A 21,693-nucleotide genomic window follows, 5' to 3' on the forward strand; every position below is an offset into this window, starting at 1 on the left:
ATTGTTATGAAGCGGATTTTATCACACAAGGAGTTGGATGTTTACCAGTTGGCTTATCGGTTGGCGATGGATATTTATAAACTCACCCGAAATTTCCCTGCCGAAGAAAGATATTCACTGACAGATCAGATCCGCAGATCCTCCCGGTCGGTTGCAGCCAATATTGCAGAAGCGTTTCGGAAACGTCGGTACGAGAGAGCTTTTGTTGCCAAGTTATCTGATGCGGAAGGCGAAGCTGCCGAAACACAAACCTGGTTGGATTTCGCGCGTAATTGTGGTAACATCAGTCCCGAATGTTGTGAAAAATTTAATCAGGATTACGAGCATGTGTTAGGGATGTTGGTTAATATGATCCATTCTGCCAATAAATGGACCATTTAAATCTCACCCATTCTCCCAATCACCCATTCCCCCAACCAATTAAATAATGGAATAAAACAAAATATCATGCTAAAAATAGGAATTACCGGGCAGGCCGGCTTTGTTGGCACCCATCTCTACCATACCTTGGGCTTATACCCCGATGAGTTTGAACGCATACCTTTTGAAGATGCATTTTTCGAACAGCCAGATCAACTGCGCACCTTCGTAGGGCAGTGTGATGTGGTGGTTCATCTGGCGGCCATGAATCGTCATTCGGATCCGCAGGTGATTTATAATACAAACCTCCGCCTGGTGAAACAGTTGATTGCGGCAATGGAAGCAGAGCAAGTCAGCCCTCATGTTTTGTTTTCCTCGTCTACCCAGGAAGAACGTGATAATGAATACGGACAGTCGAAGCGCGAAGGCCGTCAGTTGTTGGAGCAATGGGTTAAAGCCAACAAGGCGTCATTTACGGGCATGGTGGTTCCCAATGTTTTTGGACCGTTCGGTCAGCCTTTTTACAACTCGTTTATAGCTACTTTTTGCCATCAGTTAACGCATGGCGAAACACCCGAGGTGCAGCAGGACAGTGCCGTTCGACTGATTTATGTGGGGAATTTATGTCAGCATCTGTTGGCGAAAATCAGAAGTGTCCGGGGCTTAGCCTCACCGGTTGTGGAACGCGATGAAGTACCCTATGATCTGGAAAGTAATGTTTCATCCATTCTAAACTTGTTGAGTAGATTCAAGACCTTGTACGCCGACCAAGGGTTTATCCCAGAGCTTAAGAATAGCAACGACATTAATCTGTTTAATACCTTTCGGTGCTACCTGGATCAAGCCAGCCATTTCCCGGTTAAATTGGTTCAACATGCCGATCCGCGAGGGGTGTTTGTTGAGACCATCAAACTGGGGGTAGGTGGTCAGGTGTCTTTTTCAACAACCGTTCCGGGCATTACCCGGGGCAATCATTACCACACGCGCAAAATTGAACGCTTTACGGTGATAAAAGGAAGAGCACAGATTCAATTGCGTAAAATTGGAACCGATGAGGTGTTGAATTTTGAACTGGATGGGAGTGAACCGGCCTATGTGGATATGCCCATCTGGTACACCCACAACATCACAAACATAGGAGATGATGAACTTTATACCCAGTTCTGGATTAATGAATGGTACGATCCAACCGATGGGGATACCTATTTCGAAAAAGTTTAATGATTGAATAGAATGGCACTGCAGGCAAGTCCGTTTCATGCGGTGCCCTTAAATTATAGCAACATGAAGAAGTTAAAAGTGCTGACCGTCGTGGGTACCCGCCCCGAGATTATCAGGTTGGCCTGTGTGTTGAAAAAGCTGGATGCTTCCGAAGCGGTGGAGCACATCCTGGTGCACACGGGGCAGAATTACGATTACGAATTGAATGAAATCTTTTTTGAAGACCTGGGGCTTCGCAAGCCAGACCACTTTCTGAATGCTGCCGGCAAGAACGCGACAGCAACAGCTGGTCAAATTCTGATCAATATTGATCCGGTGTTGGAGCAGGTCAATCCGGATGCTTTCCTGGTTTTAGGCGATACCAACTCCTGTTTGTGCGCCATCGCAGCGAAAAAACGTCACATTCCTATTTTCCACATGGAAGCAGGAAATCGTTGTTTCGATCAGCGGGTACCGGAAGAAACCAATCGAAAGATTGTTGATCACATCTCTGATATTAACCTGACCTATAGTTCCATTGCTCGGGAATACTTGCTCGCCGAAGGCTTAAGCCCCGATCGGGTGATTAAAACCGGAAGTCCGATGTTTGAAGTGCTTAACCAGTATTTGCCGAAGGTGGAGCAGTCCGGTATTTTAAAGACATTGAAACTTACTAAAGGGCACTATTTTGTGGTTTCGGCGCATCGGGAAGAGAATATCTCCTCGGAAAAGAACTTTTTCAATCTGGTTACTATTCTGAATCAAATTGCAGAGCGGTTTAATTGTCCGATTATTGTTTCCTGCCATCCCCGAACCCGTAAGATGATTGAAGCCAAATCGGTTCAGTTTAATCCCCTGGTTCAGCTGCTTAAGCCATTAGGTTTAAGCGATTACCTGGCGCTTCAGGTCAACGCAAAAGCAGTGTTGTCTGATAGTGGTACCATCTCGGAAGAATCTTCGATCTTGAATTTTCGAGCCTTAAATATTCGGGAGGCTCATGAGCGCCCTGAAGCGATGGAAGAAGCATCGGTGATGATGGTAGGCTTAAATCCGGAACGGGTCATGCAAGGATTGGTGCAACTTGAGCTTCAGCAAACTGGAGAAACACGTAACTTCCGGCCTGTAGCCGACTATAGTATGCCCAATGTTTCGGATAAAGTGGTGCGGATCATCCTGAGTTATACCGATTACATTAAGCGGGTGGTCTGGAGTGAATAATTGACTGAATGAAGTAGCCAAATGAATATTCTTTTTCTCACGCTAAGCCGTATTCAGAGTTTGGAGGATCGGGGAATTTACACGGATTTAATGCGGTATTTTCGGAAGCAGGGACACGCTGTTTTTATTGTTTCTCCGGTGGAACGTCGGTTTCAGGAAAAATCAAGCCTGCATGTTGAGGAAGGCCTCCAAATACTGCGCGTAAAGACACTAAATATACAGAAGACCAATGTACTGGAAAAAGGGCTGGGCACATTGCTGATTGAAAGGCAGTATCAGAAGGCGATTCAAAAATATCTTCCGGAAAAAATGGATCTGGTTATGTATTCCACACCGCCGATCACCTTTGGAAAAGTGATCCGGTATATTCAAAATCGGGATCAGGCCAAAAGCTATCTGCTACTCAAAGATATTTTCCCTCAGAATGCTGTCGATTTGAGTATGATGAAGGCCGGTGGGCTTATTCATCGATTTTTCCAACGAAAGGAAAAAGAGCTCTACCGGCTGTCCGATTTTATTGGATGCATGTCTCCTGCTAATGTTGCGTTTTTATTGAAGCATCATCCGGAAATCCCAGCAGCCAAAGTAGAAGTGTGTCCCAACAGTTTGGAACTGGTTCACTCGGCGGAGAAAGAAAGAGACCGCCAGGCTATTTGTGAAAAATTTGGTATTCCAGGGGAGTCGACCCTATTTATTTATGGGGGGAACCTGGGGAAACCGCAAGGACTCGATTTTCTACTTCAGGTTATAAAATCGAACCAACAGAAGAATGATCGTTTTTTTATCATTATTGGTTCCGGGACTGAATTTCCTAAAATGCAGAAATGGTTTAAGGATAATAATCCGGGAAATGCGCTGTTACTGAAGGGGCTGCCTAAAAAGGAATACGACCTGCTGGTTGGGGCCTGCGATGTGGGGATGATCTTTCTCGACCCTCGTTTTACCATTCCCAATTACCCTTCGCGACTGCTTTCATATCTTGAAAATAAAATGCCGGTTTTGGCAGCTACCGATCACAATACCGATATTGGAAAAATGGCAGCGGATAACAATTATGGGTTTTGGAGTGTGTCAGGCGAATTGGAACAATTTAATAGTCAGTTGGAACAACTGGCTACAGATAAGGGATTAATCCGTCGTATGGGAAATAATGGCTATCAGTTTCTTTTAGAGAATTATACCGTCGACAAATCGTATCAAATCATTATGAATCATTTTAAGTGACATGTACAAAGACTTTTTTAAACCCTTATTGGATTTTCTGCTGAGCCTGACGGCTTTGCTGGTATTATCGCCAGTGTTGCTGGTGCTAACCCTGTTATTGGCTTTGGCCAATGGGGGTCAACCGTTTTTCTTTCAAACACGGCCCGGTAAAGGAGGCCAACTGTTTCGCATTGTGAAGTTTAAAACCATGAACGATAAAACCGATGCGGATGGTAACTTGTTGCCCGATGCCGAGCGCTTGACACGGGTGGGGCAGCTGGTTCGGAAAACATCGCTCGACGAACTGCCGCAGTTGCTCAATGTATTGAAAGGCGATATGAGCTTGATTGGTCCGCGCCCGTTGTTGGTGCAATACCTGCCTTATTATACCGAACGAGAAAGGCTACGGCATACAGTAAGACCAGGAATAACAGGATGGGCGCAAGTGAATGGTCGAAACACAATTAACTGGGATGACAGGCTGGAGTTGGACGCTCAGTATGTTGAAAGTCTTTCCTTTCAGAAGGATATCAATATCATCTTGAAAACGGTGAAGAATGTCCTTAGTAGGAAAGATATTGTCGTTATCCCTGGGGAGCTTTTTACAACTTTAGACAAATACAGAAAGTATGAAATTGAAAGCTAGGTGTTTTGCTTCATCCGATATAAATGACCGCGTTGAGTGGATCAATAATCCCAAAGTAAATCAAACGATGTTTTTTGAATTACCTGCAACGATTGAAAAAACAGCTAGATGGTATAAGGATAAGGATAATCGAACCCGAGTTGACTTCACGTTTGCGGATGAACAGGGCGCAATTGTAGGGATGGGAGGATTTACCCAGATTGATCGGGGGCATAAGCATGCCGAATTCTATATTATGATCGCACCTCTACTACATGGCAGGGGGCTGGGAAAACGAATAGCCAATTGGATGTATAATTATGCTTTCCTGGAGATTAAGTTGAACAAGATTTACCTATATACTAATGATGACAATGTTGCAGCCTATAGTATATATGAGAAAGCTGGCTTTAAGTTAGAAGGGATATTACGCGAGCACAAATGTAAAGATGGGATGTTACTTAACCGTCGCTTTTATGGGCTGTTAAGAAGCGAGTGGGAAAACCAGCCATGGAAGAAAGATATTTTGGAATATGAATTATAGTTGGATAAAAAATCAGCCGGATGATCTATTAATCGTGCGTGATGATCTCTACCCCTTTCTTGGTGGAGGAAATAAAGGTCGCAAGATGCTATCAGTTTTGAAGGAAGTTGAATCTAGAAACTGCAATGCGATTGTCACCACTGGAGGTATTCAATCGAATCATTGCCGGGTTGTTGCCTTAGCATGTGCTCAGCACGGATGGAAGTGCCACTTAATATTACACGGAAATAAAGAAGCGTTTTACAATCAAAAGGGGAATGCTCTGATTATGCGTATGTGCGGGGCAGCCATTCAGTTTGTAGAACCACAAGACATTGGCTTGGCGATGGATCTGGCCATGGAAAATCTTAGCCAAGATGGGTATTCCCCTTATTATTTGTATGGGGGAGGACACAACAAAGCAGGCGTTGAAGCCTATGTGGAGGCAGTAAAAGAATTTAGCGCTGAATTGGGTTTGAACAAGCAACCCGATCATATTTTTTTGGCCTCAGGAACGGGGTCAACTCAGGCAGGCATTTTATTGGGTCTAGAGGCGATTGGCTGGAACCAAACCAAAGTACATGGAATCTCTGTGGCCAGGAACCAAGAGCGGGGAATAGGTGCGGTTTTGGAGGCCACTCATTTTATTAATCCGGAGTTTGACGCATCAAAAATCTTGTTTTACGATGACTATTTATTTGGGGGCTATGGCTTACATCCGGCAGAATTGAACGATTTTACAATGACTGTAGCCAGAGATTCAGGGATTATTTTAGATACGACCTATACGGGGAAAGCCTACTATGGTATGCTCGATCTCATTAAAAGAAAAAAATTGAGCGGAAACGTTTTATTCTGGCACACCGGCGGTTTATTGAATGTAATGTGTTAAATAATATAAATTCATGAATATACTATTTACCTGTGCCGGAAGGCGGCACTACCTGATCGACTATTTTCAACAAGTAAAACCAGAGGGCAGTTTGATTGTGGGTGCCGATATGCAATCGTCGGCTCCGGCAATGGCTTTGGTGGACAAAAAATATGTCGTACCTCCGGTTTATGCTGCCAATTATGTCGACGAATTGATTAAGATTTGTCAACAAGAAACAATTGGTGCAATCATTTCTTTAAATGATTTGGAGTTACCAATACTTTCTGAACACGAAGCTCAATTTAAAAAACGTGGGGTAAAGCTTATTGTCAGCAATAACCAGGTAACAGACATTTGCTTTGATAAATGGAAAACGGTTGAATTCGCCCGGCAGATCGGCGTTGAAACACCCAAAACCTTTCTCAATTTAAAAAGCGCCTTGACTGCTCTTGATGATGGAGTACTCACGTTTCCTTTGGTGGTTAAACCACGCTGGGGAAGCGCTTCCATTGGAATTGAATTTCCCGAGGACCTGGAAGAGCTAAAACTCACTTACACCCTGCTGGAAAGAAAGCTATTTCGCTCGATGCTGGCTGAAGTTAGTAAAACGGATGCTGCAAACGCCATACTCATTCAGGAGAAAATAGACGGGACCGAATATGGATTGGATATTTTCAATGATTTGGAGGGCAATCATCTTGCCGTTTACGTCAAGGAAAAATTGGTTATGCGCGCCGGGGAAACCGACAAAGCGGTTTTACGAGCCAATGAAACAATCGAGTCAATTGGTAAACGAATTGGTGAAAATTTAAAGCACGTAGCTAACCTGGATTGTGATATTTTCGAAAGCAACGGCCAGTACTATCTTCTGGAAATGAACCCTCGCTTTGGAGGTGGTTACCCGTTTTCTCAAATGTCGGGTGCTAATTTCCCTGCTGCCATTTATGCGATGCTAAATGGGCAACCGATGCAACAAGCATGGTTTCGAAAGAGCTACAATCAGACATTTGCCAAGTGCGATATTTTAATCCCCGTTGAATAGTCCGTTGAGCTGGTCGTTATCCGCGATGTCCCCGATAACGCCACCGTGGTTGGCAATCCGGCACGGGTGCGCGGGTAGCAGGTTTTTGAGTAGCGTCATGGCGAGGACGATCCGCCAGCTGGCGGACAATCATGAAGCTGACAGATCACTTCGCTGCGCTCGTGATGACGGCGAGTTATAATAGCAGACAGATTGCGTCGTCCTTCGTCCTCGCAATGACGGGTTGAAGCAAGCGAATAGCGTCATTGCGAAGGAGTTGGAGCGCAGCGGAAACGACTGAAGCAATCTGTTGCGAACAACACCCTCCGTCATTGCGAGGTAGCCGTAATGAAATGAAGGCTACCGAAGCAATCCCTCTGCGAGCTTACAGATTGCTTCTCCCGATTGCTCGGGATCGCAATGACGGGTTGAAGCTGACACGGACAACAAACCGAAACAACAACACACCAATGGAACGAGGTGGTTATATCTACATCATGACAAACAAGAACCATACGGTATTATACACCGGCGTAACGAGTAACTTGTCGAAACGCATGTATGAGCATCGCACGGATTTTTATAAAAATGCGTTTACCAGTAAATACAATGTAAGCAAACTGGTGTATTTCGAAGGTTTCACCCGGATTGAAGAAGCCATTGCAAGAGAAAAGCAAATCAAAGCCGGGAACAGACAAAAGAAGCTCGATATGATTAACCGCTTTAACCCAGAGTGGAAAGACTTGACCGGAGCAATTGAGTAGCGTCATTGCGAGGACGACGAAAGGAGGACGCGGCAATCTGTTGCGAACAACACCCTCGTCATTGCGAGGAGGCGCAGTGCAACGGAGCCGACGAAGCAAACTGTTGACAAGTGGCAATGACGTGTTTGTCACAACGGAGTAAGACAGCTTACAGATTGCTTCATTCCGCTTCGCTTCATTCGCAATGACGGCGAGTTATAATGACTGACTGATTGCTTCTCCCGATGGCTCGGGATCGCAATGACGGGTTGAAGCAAGCAATCACAAAATAGAATAACAAAAAAACACAATAGATACATGAAAGAAAGAATTTGGTTATCATTGGCCCGCATGGGGGGTCACGAACAAGCATTTGTACAGGAAGCTTTTGACACCAATTGGGTGGTTCCTTTAGGCCCCAATGTGGATGGCTTTGAAAAAGATTTGGAAAGCTTCTTAGGGGAAGACCGGCAGGTGGTGGCTTTGAGCTCGGGCACGGCGGCCTTGCACCTGGGGCTGCTCTTACTGGGCGTGGAAGCGGGTGATGAGGTTATTTGCCAGTCGTTTACCTTTGCCGCTTCGGCCAACCCCATCAGTTACCTGGGGGCTAAGCCGGTGTTTGTGGATAGTGAGGCCGACACCTGGAACATGGATCCGGCCTTGTTGGAAGCGGCTATCTGCGATCGGAAGGCTAAGACGGGCAAGTATCCCAAGGCGATTATCCCGGTACACCTGTATGGTATGCCAACGCAGATGGAGGAGATTATGGAAGTAGCCTCGCGCTACAACATTCCCGTGCTGGAAGATGCTGCCGAAGCCTTGGGCTCGACCTTGAACGGGCAGGCTTGTGGCACCTTGGGTGATCTGGGCGTACTGTCATTCAATGGCAACAAGATGATCACCACTTCGGGCGGCGGCGCACTGATTTGCCGCACCAAGGCGCAAGCCGAAAAGGCCAAGTTTTATGCCACCCAGGCACGCGATCAGGCTGCGCACTACGAGCATTCGCAAATTGGCTATAACTACCGCATGAGCAATATTTGTGCGGGTGTAGGGCGTGGTCAGATGTTTATCTTGAAGGATAACATTGCCCGGCGTCAGGCCATTCACAAACAGTATCAGCAATGGCTTACGGGTATTCCCGGCTTGCAGGTGATGGATCGGCCTTCTGAGGCTTTTGACTCGAACTTTTGGCTGAGCTGCCTGACGATTGATCCGGAGCAAGCGGGTTTTTCGCGCGAAGACTTGCGGCTGGTGCTGGACGCTCAACAGATTGAATCGCGTCCGCTGTGGAAACCCATGCACCTGCAACCGGTATTTGCCGGAGCTCCCGTCTATGAGCGGGGGGTATCGGAGCAACTGTTTGAGCTGGGCCTTTGCCTGCCTTCGGGCCCGGTATTAACCGATGCCGATGTGGAACGGGTGGTGAAGACCATTCTTGAATTTTGTGCCGTGCACCAAGGGGTGTAAGCGGGAAGGTTAAAGGAAGATTAGAAGGGAGAAGGGAGAAGGAACAAGGATAAAGGTTAAAGGGAGAAGGAACAAGGTTAAAGTGAGTAGTGAGTGACTGACAATCCGAGAATCCGAATATCTGAGAATCTAAACGTCTGCCAACAGATTGCTTCATTCCGCTACGCTCCATTCGCAATGACGGAAGACAAGGTTAAAGGGAAGGTTAGAAGGAGTTTGGGATTGAAGGTAGTAGTGAGTCGCGAGACCTAAAACTGACAATTTATCCTGTGAAATGCACGAAGTGCGTATTTCATAGGACTGACATCCGAGCATCTGACAACAGATTGCTTCGTCCTACGTCCTCGCAATGACGGAAGGCAAGGTTAAAGTGAGTAGTGAGTGTCTGAGTATCCGAGAATCTGAACATCCGACAATAGAACGTACGAACGACCCTACCGCATAGCGGTTTGGGTATTGTAGCAAGAAATTAACATGTTTCTCAATTACCGCGTAGCGGTTAAACAATAAACACAACTTCTAATAACTAAACAGATGAATACGTATATCCGATCACAAATTCACAAGCGCAACTTGCCCCGCAAGCTGGTGCTGATTACTGACCTGTTTATGACGATGCTGGCCTTGATGCCTGCCTACCTGCTGCGGTTTAATTTTGATTCGAGCCTGATCGATTCATCAGGCCTTTTGGGTCAGCAGTTGCTGATTATTCTACCTATCTATGCGCTGGCTTTTATCGGGACGGGCTCCTATCGGGGTGTTATCCGCCACTCGTCTATCCAGGATGCTTCGCGCCTGGCCGGGGCGGTCCTTTTGGCAACGGTATTAACCTTTGTGGTAGTAGCAGGCATGCGGTATTTTCCGGTTTTCCCGAATATGGTGTTGCCTTATTCAGTCATTCTGATTCATGCCTTGCTTATTTCGGTTACGCTGATGGGGGGCCGCATGTTGGTTCGTGCGCTCTATGAAGTGTATGTGCATCCGCGCAAGAACTTCAAAAAGGTGTTGATCTTTGGGGCTGGCGAGATGGGGAAGGTAGCGCAGCGGATTTTTGAGAGTGATCGTTTGTCACGCTCGGAGGTGGTTGGCTTTATCGATGATCACCAAGCGCTGCAAGGCAAGCTGCTGGGGGGTAAGCTGATTTATTCGGAGAAGAAAGCGTTTAAAAAGCTGATTAAGAAAGGGGAGGTTGAGGAAATCATCTTTGCCATAAACCGAAGCCAGATTACCAAAGCGCGTAAGAAGGAGGTGCTCGACCGTTGCCTGAAGTATAAGGTGAACATCAGGGAGGTTCCTCCGGTGGATGATTGGATTAACGGGAAGCTGAGCCTGAAACAGATCCGGGAGGTTCGCATTGAGGATCTGTTGGGGCGCGACCCCATCTGGCTCGATCAGCAAACGGTAGCTACCGGACTGAAAGGCAAGGTGGTGCTGGTTACCGGGGCGGCTGGCTCGATCGGTTCGGAGATTGTTCGCCAACTGATGGGCTTTGAGCTGGAGCGGGTAATCTTGCTTGACCAGGCAGAGTCGGCCTTGTACGACTTGCAAAACGAACTTCAGCATCGGTTTCCCGGGGTTCCCTTTGAGGTGGTGGTGGCCAGTGTAACCAATCCAAGCCGGATGCGTCAGGTGTTTGAGCGTTTCCACCCTCAGTATGTGTTTCATGCATCGGCTTATAAGCATGTGCCCCTGATGGAGGAGCATCCAACCGAGGCCATTCAGGTCAATATTGGAGGGACTCGTTTGGTGGCCAACCTGTCGGTAGAGTTTGGGGTGAAGAAATTTGTGATGGTGTCGACCGATAAGGCGGTGAACCCAACCAATGTGATGGGAACGTCGAAACGGATTTGTGAGATCTATATCCAGGCGCTGACCCAGTCGAGGCAGTGCGATACGCAGTTTATTACTACCCGTTTTGGGAATGTGCTGGGCTCGAACGGCTCGGTGGTGCCGCTCTTTCGCAAGCAGATTGAATCGGGAGGCCCGGTAACAGTGACTCACCCCGACATTATCCGCTACTTCATGACCATTCCTGAGGCTTGTCAGCTGGTGCTCGAGGCCGGCTTTATGGGGCGTGGAGGCGAGATCTATGTGTTCGACATGGGTGAGCCGGTGAAGATTTATGACCTGGCAGTGAAGATGATTTCGCTGACCGGGCTGAAGCCTGGAAAGGATATCGACATCACCTTCTCGGGCTTGCGGCCGGGCGAGAAATTGTATGAAGAGCTGCTGGCCGATGAAGAAAACACGATCGCGACCCACCATCCCAAAATTATGGCGGCGAAAGTTCGTCAGCATGAGTTTGCCAAGGTTGCTTTAGCCATTAGTGGGCTTGTGCGGGCCTGTCAGTATGAATCCTGCGGGGAATTGGTCAAACGCATGCGTGAGCTGGTTCCGGAGTTCATCCCTCAAAATGAAGTTTATGGCGATGAGAAAGCAATAAAAAAATAGCAGGGAAGTATATGAGTGCATAAGTACATAGGGCGAAGAGCAGAGCGCATGGGCATAGAGCAACACCGTTGTCAGATTTTCGGATACTCAGATTTTCGGATTGATGGATGCTTCAAGTTCGTGAGGGCATAGGTACATAAGTTCATGCGTTCGTACGTTCTGCCTACTGCCTACTGCCTGTCTAACGTCTATTGTCTAATGTCTGTTGTCAGATGTTCAGATTCTCAGATTGACGGATTGAGGGATTGACGGATGCTTCAAGTTCGTGCGTTCTGCTTGCTGGTTTTAACCACCCCGTCCCCGGAGTACCGGGTCCACCCCTCCTTGTCAGGCGGGGAAAGGGTATGGTTCGGAGAGCAAAAGACAAAGCGCATTCGTGCGTTCTGCCTACTGCCTATCTAGTGTCTATTATCTAATGTCTATTTTCTGTTGTCAGATGTTTAGATTTTCAGATACTCAGATCGTCGGATTGAGGGATTTTACAACGTTCGAGGGGTCTTGAGTTCGTGCCTTCGTGCGTTCGTGTATTCTTTCTTCGCGTTCTCTTGGCGCCTTTGCAGTTAAGAAGAGTGTTTTTGGTTTTCAGTTGTCAGTTGTCCCGGCTCGTACGTTTTGCTTTCCTCCGTGTAAGCCTCTGTGTCCCTCTGTGGTTGAAATTGAGAACTTGTCATTATTAGTCATTGGTTGTCAATAGGAGGCATTCCTTGGATGCTCGATTTTCGCCATTTTCATTTGACATTGTGCCTGCGTTCCTTCGTGCGCTCGTGCGTTCTTCCTCTCTCATCTTCTCTCCCTCTCATCCTCTATGGTCGGTTGTTTGTTTTCAGTTTCAGTTGTCGGCTCGTGCGTTCGTGGGCTTGTGACTTCGTACGTTCTCCCTACTCCCTTCTAACTTTCTATTGTCTAAAATATAAGGTCTAAAGCCTAGCGTTAGCTAAGCCTCATAGACTCCCGCGGTCAGCGCATATTCTCCAGGATAAACAGGCCTTGGGTTGGTATTCATCGAAATGATTTTCCCTTTGCTAAAGATGTTGCTGAACGCTGCCGGGCTCTTTAGGGTTTCTTTGGCTTTATCAATGCCTTTGTCTTCTTTGATAGCCGATTTGATGGCTCCCTTTTGGTAGTAATAACGCGTTACAATTTCATCAGTCAGGATTTCTTTCAGCTCCTCCTTAAAGGCCTCCAGGTCTTTGTCCAGCTCATGGCCAATCTTGATTTTCAGCTGTTCAAATTCAGCTTGGGCGATCTCATAGTATTTTTCTTCTTTGGCTGTTTTTAGCAGCTCGTTGAACGCCTCTTCCGTTTCCGATTGGTAGGAGAATTTGCGCGCTTTCACAAAAGCTTTAAAATCGTTGAAAATCTCGTTGGTCAACTCAAATTCTTCGGGAGTGGCGATTGACTCGTGTTCGCTGGCAAATTTGGTGGCATAGTCGAAGAAAAGGAAGTCGCGCATAAGGTTGATGGATAGGCTGCTGATTCGGTCCAGGTCAATTTTAATGTCCGGAACAATGCCGCCGCCGTCGTATACCTTACGTCCCTTTTTGGTGGTGAATTCACTGATCAGCGAGTCCGGAACAACGCCTACGCTGCCATCCTCGTTGCGATGTGAATAGTCGAGTGCCTGAATGCACCGCCCGCTGGGAATGTAATATTTAGCTGTGGTAACTTTCAGTTTGGCGTTGTAGCTCAGGTCGCGTGTGGTTTGTACCAAGCCTTTTCCGAAGGTGCGGTTGCCAATGATTACCGCGCGGTCCAGGTCCTGAAGGGCGCCCGACACAATCTCAGATGCTGAGGCAGACCCCCGGTTTACCAGCACCGCAATAGGCATTACCGTATCGATGGGGTTTTCGGTAGCATGATACACTTTATCCCATTGTTTGACTTTGCCCTTGGTGCTGACCACTTCCGATCCTTTCGGAACAAAAAGGTTGACAATTTTAACTGATTCCATGAGCAGGCCGCCCGGGTTGGAGCGCAAATCAAGAATCAGTGATTGGGCCTGATGCTGCTCTTTCAGTTCTACAAAGGCTTTTTTGACTTCATTGGCACAGTTCTGGGTGAAGTTGGAAAGGCGAATGTAGGCTGTTTCGTCGTCGAGCATGCCATAGTAGGGAACCGCATCAATCTGTATTTTTTCACGGACGATGTCAATGTCCAGCTTTTTCTTTTGTCCCGGGCGTTCAATCTTAATTGAAACCACTTTATTGGCAGGGCCCTTAAGCAGGTTGCTTACATCTTCAACCGACAGGTTCTGGGTTTCCTTTCCCGCTACTTCCAGCAGAATGTCACCGGCTTTTAGGCCCGCCTTTTGGGCTGGAAACCCTTCGTAAGGCTCAGCAATAACAACCTGTTTGTCGTGCTTGCTTATGACGGCTCCAATGCCGGCATATTCTCCCGTGGTCATAAACTTGAAATCTTCCATTTCTGATTCGGGAATATAAGTGGTGTACGGATCGAGCGATTCAAGCATGTCGTCAATGCTGGTTTTGACCAGGTCCGTCGGGTTGATGTCGTCAACATAGAACAGGTTGAGTTCGCGAACCAGGGTGTAAAAAATATCCAGATTCTTGTCGATTAGGAATAACTTTTCATCGCGGTTGAAGCTTGTGAATACCAGTAGTCCAGAGAGAAGGACGGCGGTAAGGGTTAATCCTATTTTTGTTTTCCTGTTTTGTTTCATGGTGAACTGTTTTTAATGCAGACGACAAAAATAATAAAGCTTTGTTTAAAAGCGGTTGTCATTTTCAGCTAATTAGTTAAATAATCTTAATTGGCATTACACTTTCAAGTTGAATTTTGACGATAGCAAACTTCGTGCGCCTGTGTTTGTCTTCGTTAAAGAAGAAGATACCGCTTTTTTAAAAGGCTATCTTTGTGGTATGGATGCAACTTCAAAAAGGCTCCCGGCCGGTTTTTTTCAGCGTGACACCCCTCAGGTAGCCCGCGAGCTGGTGGGTAAAACCCTTGTTCGCGCGTTTGGTGATGGAGCGGTTTGCCGGTACCGAATTACGGAAACCGAGGCCTATTGTGGGCAGGAAGATTTAGCGTGTCACACCAGCAAGGGACGTACCCGGCGAACTGAAGTGATGTTTCAGCCGGGTGGGCTGGTGTATGTGTATTTGATATACGGCCTGTATTGGCTGTTGAATGTGGTCACCGATCAGGAAGGACAGGGCTCGGCCGTGCTGATTCGTGGGCTGGAAGGATTTGATGGGCCGGGAAGGGTGGGGCGTGAGTTGCAACTTGACCGGTCATTTTATGGGGAGGACCTGGATACTTCCGCGCGGTTGTGGGTGGAAGATGCCCCTCATGAAGTAACCGTAACCGCTTTGCCGCGTATCGGAATTCAGTATGCCGGGGAGCCTTGGGTGAGTAAGCCGTGGCGTTTTAAACAGGTGCCGGAAATTAATATTTCCCCCGCAGGCCCTGAGCACAGGTAAAAGGTGGCTGTTATTCCGGATATCCCTTGCTATCGGCTATTTGAGTGCAGGAGGGTATTTGCAGCTTCTTGCTTGTAAATCTTTGGGTTAATTTTATTTTAGCTGCACTTTTCTGTTTGGTTTTTCAGAAAAAAGAAATACTTTTGCAGTCCCGATTATTGTCCGTACTTGCAGTTCTTATAAATGATTGATAATGTTGTTGGTAGAAATCTTATTAACATGCCCGATGTTGATAAGTCGGAAGCCTCTCAACCAATTGGATTGTAAGTTTTTGCAACTTTTAGTGTTAATTTAAAAAATTAAAGGCAAGTGGATACTTTATCTTACAAGACCGTTTCGGCCAACAGTGCCACGGCAAATAAGGAATGGGTTGTGATTGACGCAACAGACATGGTGCTTGGTCGTTTGGCCACAGCAGTAGCCAAGATTCTGAGAGGCAAACACAAACCTAACTTTACACCTCACGCTGACTGTGGGGACAATGTAGTTGTTATCAACGCTGAAAAAGTGCGTTTAACAGGTAACAAACTGAGTGATAAAATTTACCTGCGCCACACTGGATACCCAGGTGGACAGCGCAAGCAAACTCCAGCCGATATTTTAGCTAAATATCCGGAACGTTTAGTGGAGAAAGCTGTAAAAGGTATGCTACCCAAAAATCGTTTGGGCCGCAAGGTTTATGGCAACATGAAAGTATACGTTGGTGCTGAGCACAAACAAGAGGCTCAAAATCCAAAAGTAATTGATTTAAACAAGATTAAACTATAACAATGGAAGTCGTAAATACCCTAGGACGTAGAAAATCTGCTGTTGCTCGTGTTTACATCAGCGAGGGCAAAGGAAATGTTACCATTAATAAAAGGGATTTGAAAGAGTATTTCCCCAATGGAACACTGCAGTATATTGTTATGCAACCCTTAAACCTTGTTGGTGTAGCTGATCAATATGATGTAAAAGTAAATCTTGACGGAGGTGGTATTAAAGGACAAGCTGAGGCTTTGCGTTTAGCAATCTCCAGAGCTTTGATCGAAATCGATCCGGAAGCAAGACCAGTATTGAAACAAGCCGGCTTTTTGACGCGTGACCCACGTGAAGTGGAACGTAAAAAACCAGGTCAACCAAAAGCACGGAAACGTTTCCAATTCTCAAAACGTTAAGAACGATTATCAATCTAAATATGACTGTGGATCTGAAATCACTGAGACTTCCAACTTTTGGTTAGGAGCTACTCAGCGGTTGCTTTTCAACAAATTATTTAAAAAAGTAAAAAGATGCCAAGAACAAATTTTCAAGAATTATTGGATGCAGGTGTACACTTTGGTCACCTGAAAAGAAAGTGGAATCCAAACATGGCTCCATACATTTTCATGGAGAAAAACGGAATTCACATCATCGATTTACAGAAAACTGTTGTGAAAATCGATGAGGCCGCTGCCGCCTTGAAACAAATTGCCAAATCGGGACGCAAAATTTTATTCGTTGCAACGAAAAAACAAGCTAAAGAAATCGTTGCCGATGCCGTAGGGGGTGTGAATATGCCTTACGTAGTTGAGCGTTGGCCAGGGGGTATGCTAACCAACTTCCCAACCATCCGTAAAGCGGTGAAAAAAATGATCGCTATCGACAAAATGGCGAATGACGGAAGTTGGGATAACTTGTCAAAACGCGAAAAGTTGCAAATTACACGTCAGCGTGCTAAACTGGAAAAAGTTCTGGGAAGTATCGCCGACTTAACGCGTCTTCCAGCAGCCTTGTTTGTTGTTGACGTATTGAAAGAAAAGATCGCTGTTCGCGAAGCTCAGAAATTGGGTATTCCTGTATTCGCAATGGTTGATACCAATTCAAATCCAGAGGGATTGGATTTTGTCATTCCTGCTAACGATGATGCTTCTCAATCGGTTCGTTTGATTGTTCGCCTGATGTGCGATGCTATTGGCGAAGGTTTGAACGAGCGCAAAGTAGAGCGTGAAAACGAAGGTGACGAAGACAAACCCAAAAAAGCCAGAAGCAAAAAATCAGCTGCTAAAGCTGAAGTGAAAGCAGAAGCTAAGGCTGAAGGAGATGTTGAAGTAGAGAAAAACAACGAAGAATAATTGCTCTTTTAACAACTAAAAACACAAACAATTATGGCAATTACTGCTGCAGATGTAATGAAGTTGCGTAAAGCAACAGGCGCCGGCATGATGGACTGTAAAAACGCCCTTGCCGATGCAAACGGTGATTTTGATGCCGCCGTTCAGATAATCCGCGAAAAAGGTAAACTGGTAGCAAACAAGCGTTCTGACCGCGAAGCTTCAGAAGGTGTTGCGCTTGCTGGTGTTAGTGATGATAATAAATTCGGAGCAATCGTTGTTTTGAACTGTGAAACAGACTTCGTGGCCAAAAATGAAGACTTTGTTAATAAAACCAAATCCTTTTTGGATGCGGCAATTGCTAACAAAGCAGCTGACTTGGAAGCATTGAAAGCACTGGAAGTTGATGGACGTACAATTGAATCACACGTTGCAGAGCAATCTGGTGTGATTGGTGAGAAAATTGAATTGTCTTTCTACGCTAAAGTGGAAGCCGAAGCTGTTGTTCCTTACATTCACCCAGGAAATAAATTAGCCACGTTGGTTGGTTTCAACCAAGGAGTAGCTGATGTGCAAATTCTGAAGGATGTAGCGATGCAAGTGGCTGCAATGAGCCCGGTAGCTGTTGATAAAGATAATGTTGCTCCTGAGGTTGTTGAGAAAGAATTGGAAATTGCCAAGGAAAAATTCCGTCAGGAAGGCAAGCCAGAAGCAATGCTTGACAAAATCGCTCAAGGTGCTTTGAATAAATTCTTCAAAGAAAACACATTGTTGAATCAAGCCTTTGTGAAAGACAACAAACAAACAGTAAAAGAATACCTGCAATCAGCTGATAAAGGGTTGACGGTTACTGAGTTTGTTCGTACAACACTAGCAGAATAAGAGCTTATATCTCTATACATAGCAGGGCTAACCAAAATGGTTAGCCCTTTTTTTATGCCTTGTGTTTGAGGAAAAGTTTCTGAGTACATAGGGGCAGGGGCATGGACTTCCAGATGCTCACGACTGACTACTTTCTTTCTCCTTTAACTTTGGCTCTTGCTTCTCTTAAGCCATCCGACCCGGTTCCCGGGGCACCTTCCCTTCGAGAGTGGAAGGAAGTCTAACCACTGGCGCAAGTGTGCATTCTAACTTGTTTTTTCTTTTGCATGCTCTGTATCAATGCCTGAATAAGGTTGAATGGGAAATAAAGTTTATTGGGTTTCTTCGTTAGGAGGCTTCGACGAGAGCAGCCATCTTGCGTCAGAGAATGATGCTACCCCGCCCGACAACGACCATCTTTTATAAGATGAGAACAATCTTACAGAAGATCATGATGCTACCCCGCCCGATAGCCTCTCTCTGGCATAAGATTAAGACCATCTTCCATCAGAGGATCATGCTACCCCGCCCGATGGAGGCTATCTTCCATCAGAGGAAGCTTCTCTTATAGAAGATCAAGACGCTACCCCGTCAGATAGCCATCATCTTCCATAAGATAATGGCTATCTTATGGAAGATGATGATCCTACCCTTAAAGCAAAAAACGCCAAAGATCCAGTGAGGGTAGGGGATACGGGGGCTCCATTTGCCAGCTAACTGCTGTTTGTCACCGGTCCTCCTTCTTCGTTTTCCTTGGTGCCTCATTGTATGAACAAAAAAAGGCCGGATCTCTCGAAACGGCCTTTAATGGTAGTATGTGTTATTGCTTAGCTTAACTTAGCAAAAAGCGCTTTAAAATTCACCTGCGAAGCAATGATTTCTTTTAGTTCGCTGATTGCTACGCGCTCTTGTTTCATTGTGTCGCGGTAGCGAATAGTGACCGTTTGATCCTCCAGGCTTTGGTGGTCTACCGTAGCGCAAAATGGGGTTCCTACAGCGTCCTGACGACGGTAGCGTTTTCCGATGGAGTCTTTCTCGTCATACTGACAGTTGAAGTCAAACTTCAGGTCATCAATAATTTCGCGGGCCTTTTCAGGCAGTCCGTCTTTCTTCACCAAAGGCATTACAGCCAGTTTTACAGGCGCAAGCGGTGCAGGCAGTTTCAAGACTACACGGGTATCTTTTTTGCCATTTGCGGATTCCAGCTCTTCCTCAAAATAAGAGGCTGACATGATTTGCAGGAACATGCGGTCAAGCCCGATAGAAGTTTCTACGACATAAGGAACGTAGGACTCTCCTAATTCCGGATCGTAATATTGAATTTTCTTACCGGAGAATTCCTGGTGTTGAGACAGGTCAAAGTCGGTGCGGGAGTGAATTCCCTCTACTTCTTTGAAACCAAAGGGGAATTTGTATTCTACATCCACAGCAGCATTGGCGTAGTGAGCCAGCTTTTCGTGCTCGTGAAAGCGGTAGTTGTCATCGCCAAAGCCCAATGCGCGGTGCCATTTCATGCGGGTTTCCTTCCACTTTTCAAACCAGTCAAGCTCTGATCCTGGGCGAACGAAGAATTGCATCTCCATTTGTTCGAATTCGCGCATGCGGAAAATAAACTGGCGGGCCACAATCTCGTTCCGGAATGCTTTACCAATCTGCGCAATTCCAAACGGAATTTTCATGCGTCCGGTCTTTTGAACGTTCAGGTAGTTTACAAAGATTCCCTGGGCTGTTTCAGGGCGCAGGTACACTTTTAAGGCACCGTCGGCTGTCGAGCCCATTTCGGTTCCAAACATCAGGTTGAATTGACGGACATCGGTCCAGTTGCGTGTGCCGCTGATCGGGCAGGCGATCTCCTGGTCAACAATGATTTGTTTGAGCTCAGCCAGGTCATTGTCGTTAAGGGCTTTTGCAAAACGGGCATGCAGCTCATTCCATTTCTGCTGGTTGGCCAGCACACGTGGGTTGGTTTCGCGGAATTGTTTTTCGTCAAACGCATCGCCAAAACGTTTTTGAGCTTTGGCAACTTCCTTGTTCATTTTTTCTTCGAACTTAGCCAGTTGCTCTTCAATTAAAACATCGGCACGGTAACGCTTCTTCGAGTCCTTGTTGTCAATCAACGGATCGTTAAAGGCATCTACGTGACCTGAAGCTTTCCAGATAGTGGGGTGCATAAAGATGGCCGAGTCCAGGCCAACTACATTTTCGTGCAGCATCACCATGCTGTCCCACCAATATTTTTTGATGTTGTTTTTAAGTTCTACGCCATTCTGACCGTAATCATACACCGCTCCAAGCCCATCGTAAATTTCGCTTGACTGAAATACAAACCCATACTCTTTACAATGCGCAATCAGCTTCTTGAAAATATCTTCCTGAGCCATAATAATCGTTATTAAAATATCCGTTTGAAATTAATCGACTTCTTCAAAATCAACATACTCGCCTTCGTCTTTGGGAATGCGTCCATTGTTGTATTGGTTTTTCTCAATGGTTACTTCGCCTTCTGGTTTTGAGGGGCGGGGTTCCCTGAAATCCCGATGTTGTTTTGGCTGACTTATAAATAAGGGGAGAACATACTTTGTAAGCAACTTGATCAGATAGTAAATGACCACGAAGACAAATAATGTTCTAAAAAATCCTACCAAAAATAAAATCACATTTAATTGTTCCATATCTCTTGAAAATCAGCGGCCGTAAAATTAGCAATTATATTATGAATTGGGAATTTGATTCGCTCAATTATTGAAATTTGGAGATAGAATTGATTTATCGGAATTTTTAGAATATTTCTACCTTTGCAGGAAAAAGAAAAAAATGACCACATACAAACGCGTTCTGTTAAAATTAAGCGGTGAATCTCTGATGGGAGAACAAGCTTATGGTATTGATCAGGAAAGGCTGAGTGATTATGCTATCCAAATTAAAGAAGCGGTTGCTTTGGGTGTCCAAATCGGAATCGTGATTGGCGGCGGCAATATTTTCAGAGGACTTAGCGGTGCTGCCAAAGGATTTGACCGGGTAAAGGGTGATCAGATGGGCATGATGGCTACGGTGATCAACAGCCTGGCTTTGAATTCGGCCTTGACCGCCCATGGGGTGAAGTCGCGGGTGCTAACTGCGATTCGCATGGAGCCGGTTGGCGAGTTTTACTCCAAAGACAAAGCCATTGAGACCTTGGAAAAGGGCGAAGTTGCCATTTTCTCCGCCGGAACCGGAAACCCTTACTTTACGACAGACACGGGCTCATCATTACGCGGAATAGAAATTGAAGCGGATGCCATGTTAAAGGGAACGCGTGTAGATGGTATTTATACTGCCGATCCGGAAAAGGATGCTTCGGCCACTAAGTTTGATAAAATATCTTTTGATGAGATTTACAACCGGGGTTTGAAAGTGATGGATTTGACGGCAACAACCATGTGTAAAGAAAATAATTTACCCATCGTTGTGTTTAATATGGACGAGAAAGGCAACCTGCTGAAAGTCTTGTCTGGCGCGAATATTGGGACGTTGGTACACGTCTGAACGAAATTTTTATACTAAAATTGATTAAAAAAGTTAAGGAATTTCAAAATTCTTTAATTTTTTCTATATTTGCTCACAGCACAACGATACTGACCATTTTAAATTGA

At 45.8% G+C, this 21,693-nt stretch carries 20 protein-coding genes; 17 read left to right on the plus strand and 3 right to left on the minus strand.

What is annotated here, in order from left to right:
- The first annotated feature begins 6 nt into the window (after positions 1-6).
- From Q1A18_RS14245 to Q1A18_RS14295, 11 genes are all read left to right on the plus strand, one after another.
- Positions 7-381: a four helix bundle protein gene (locus Q1A18_RS14245; protein ID WP_299581785.1), complete on the plus strand. Its 375-nt coding sequence runs from the start codon at positions 7-9 to the stop codon at positions 379-381.
- 66 nt (positions 382-447) lie between these two features.
- Positions 448-1,581, plus strand: a complete 1,134-nt coding sequence (locus Q1A18_RS14250) for an NAD-dependent epimerase/dehydratase family protein (RefSeq protein ID WP_299581788.1) — start codon at positions 448-450, stop codon at positions 1,579-1,581.
- Positions 1,582-1,644: 63 nt separating this feature from the next.
- Entirely contained in the window at positions 1,645-2,778 is a 1,134-nt protein-coding gene (gene wecB / locus Q1A18_RS14255; protein ID WP_299581791.1) for a UDP-N-acetylglucosamine 2-epimerase (non-hydrolyzing), read from the plus strand.
- A 21-nt stretch (positions 2,779-2,799) separates the two neighbouring features.
- Positions 2,800-4,002, plus strand: a complete 1,203-nt coding sequence (locus Q1A18_RS14260; protein ID WP_299581794.1) for a glycosyltransferase family 4 protein — start codon at positions 2,800-2,802, stop codon at positions 4,000-4,002.
- Between the two features lies 1 nt (position 4,003).
- The gene (locus tag Q1A18_RS14265) at positions 4,004-4,627 is read left to right on the plus strand and encodes a sugar transferase (RefSeq protein ID WP_299581797.1); all 624 of its coding nucleotides are present in this window, start codon (positions 4,004-4,006) and stop codon (positions 4,625-4,627) included.
- A complete protein-coding gene (locus tag Q1A18_RS14270; protein ID WP_299581800.1) occupies positions 4,611-5,150 on the plus strand; it encodes a GNAT family protein in 540 nt (179 codons plus the stop codon). Before Q1A18_RS14265 ends, Q1A18_RS14270 begins: the two co-directional genes overlap by 17 nt.
- Positions 5,140-6,021, plus strand: coding sequence for a pyridoxal-phosphate dependent enzyme (locus Q1A18_RS14275; protein WP_299581804.1), 882 nt, complete (start codon positions 5,140-5,142; stop codon positions 6,019-6,021). The genes Q1A18_RS14270 and Q1A18_RS14275 overlap by 11 nt, the downstream gene beginning before the upstream one ends.
- Before the next feature lie 13 nt (positions 6,022-6,034).
- A complete protein-coding gene (locus tag Q1A18_RS14280) occupies positions 6,035-7,045 on the plus strand; it encodes an ATP-grasp domain-containing protein (protein ID WP_299581807.1) in 1,011 nt (336 codons plus the stop codon).
- 449 nt (positions 7,046-7,494) lie between these two features.
- Positions 7,495-7,788: a GIY-YIG nuclease family protein gene (locus Q1A18_RS14285; protein ID WP_299581810.1), complete on the plus strand. Its 294-nt coding sequence runs from the start codon at positions 7,495-7,497 to the stop codon at positions 7,786-7,788.
- Positions 7,789-8,085: 297 nt separating this feature from the next.
- A complete protein-coding gene (locus tag Q1A18_RS14290; RefSeq protein WP_299581813.1) occupies positions 8,086-9,237 on the plus strand; it encodes an aminotransferase class I/II-fold pyridoxal phosphate-dependent enzyme in 1,152 nt (383 codons plus the stop codon).
- A 534-nt stretch (positions 9,238-9,771) separates the two neighbouring features.
- Positions 9,772-11,688 (plus strand): nucleoside-diphosphate sugar epimerase/dehydratase, encoded by a 1,917-nt coding sequence (locus Q1A18_RS14295; protein ID WP_299581816.1) that lies wholly within the window; start codon positions 9,772-9,774, stop codon positions 11,686-11,688.
- 934 nt (positions 11,689-12,622) lie between these two features.
- Here the strand turns inward: Q1A18_RS14295 and Q1A18_RS14300 are convergent.
- The gene (locus Q1A18_RS14300) at positions 12,623-14,368 is read right to left on the minus strand and encodes a S41 family peptidase (protein WP_299581819.1); all 1,746 of its coding nucleotides are present in this window, start codon (positions 14,366-14,368) and stop codon (positions 12,623-12,625) included.
- A gap of 199 nt (positions 14,369-14,567) precedes the next feature.
- Between Q1A18_RS14300 and Q1A18_RS14305 the strand changes: the two genes are divergently transcribed.
- The 5 genes from Q1A18_RS14305 to tsf all read left to right on the plus strand — a co-directional run bounded on the left by Q1A18_RS14305 (position 14,568) and on the right by tsf (position 18,082).
- Entirely contained in the window at positions 14,568-15,128 is a 561-nt protein-coding gene (locus Q1A18_RS14305) for a DNA-3-methyladenine glycosylase (protein ID WP_299581822.1), read from the plus strand.
- Positions 15,129-15,437: 309 nt separating this feature from the next.
- Entirely contained in the window at positions 15,438-15,896 is a 459-nt protein-coding gene (gene rplM / locus Q1A18_RS14310; protein ID WP_299581825.1) for a 50S ribosomal protein L13, read from the plus strand.
- Between the two features lie 2 nt (positions 15,897-15,898).
- A complete protein-coding gene (rpsI, locus tag Q1A18_RS14315; RefSeq protein ID WP_299581828.1) occupies positions 15,899-16,285 on the plus strand; it encodes a 30S ribosomal protein S9 in 387 nt (128 codons plus the stop codon).
- Positions 16,286-16,399: 114 nt separating this feature from the next.
- The gene (rpsB, locus tag Q1A18_RS14320; protein WP_299581833.1) at positions 16,400-17,221 is read left to right on the plus strand and encodes a 30S ribosomal protein S2; all 822 of its coding nucleotides are present in this window, start codon (positions 16,400-16,402) and stop codon (positions 17,219-17,221) included.
- A gap of 33 nt (positions 17,222-17,254) precedes the next feature.
- Positions 17,255-18,082: a translation elongation factor Ts gene (gene tsf / locus Q1A18_RS14325; RefSeq protein ID WP_299581836.1), complete on the plus strand. Its 828-nt coding sequence runs from the start codon at positions 17,255-17,257 to the stop codon at positions 18,080-18,082.
- Positions 18,083-18,888: 806 nt separating this feature from the next.
- Here tsf and Q1A18_RS14330 read toward each other — a convergent pair.
- Entirely contained in the window at positions 18,889-20,442 is a 1,554-nt protein-coding gene (locus Q1A18_RS14330; RefSeq protein WP_299581839.1) for a glycine--tRNA ligase, read from the minus strand.
- Positions 20,443-20,472: 30 nt separating this feature from the next.
- Positions 20,473-20,733 (minus strand): hypothetical protein, encoded by a 261-nt coding sequence (locus Q1A18_RS14335; protein WP_299581842.1) that lies wholly within the window; start codon positions 20,731-20,733, stop codon positions 20,473-20,475.
- A gap of 142 nt (positions 20,734-20,875) precedes the next feature.
- Between Q1A18_RS14335 and pyrH the strand changes: the two genes are divergently transcribed.
- Positions 20,876-21,586, plus strand: a complete 711-nt coding sequence (gene pyrH, locus Q1A18_RS14340; RefSeq protein WP_299581845.1) for a UMP kinase — start codon at positions 20,876-20,878, stop codon at positions 21,584-21,586.
- Positions 21,587-21,693: the final 107 nt, after the last annotated feature.

The organism is uncultured Sunxiuqinia sp. (genome assembly GCF_947495665.1).
GTDB classification, from domain to species: domain Bacteria; phylum Bacteroidota; class Bacteroidia; order Bacteroidales; family Prolixibacteraceae; genus Sunxiuqinia; species Sunxiuqinia rutila.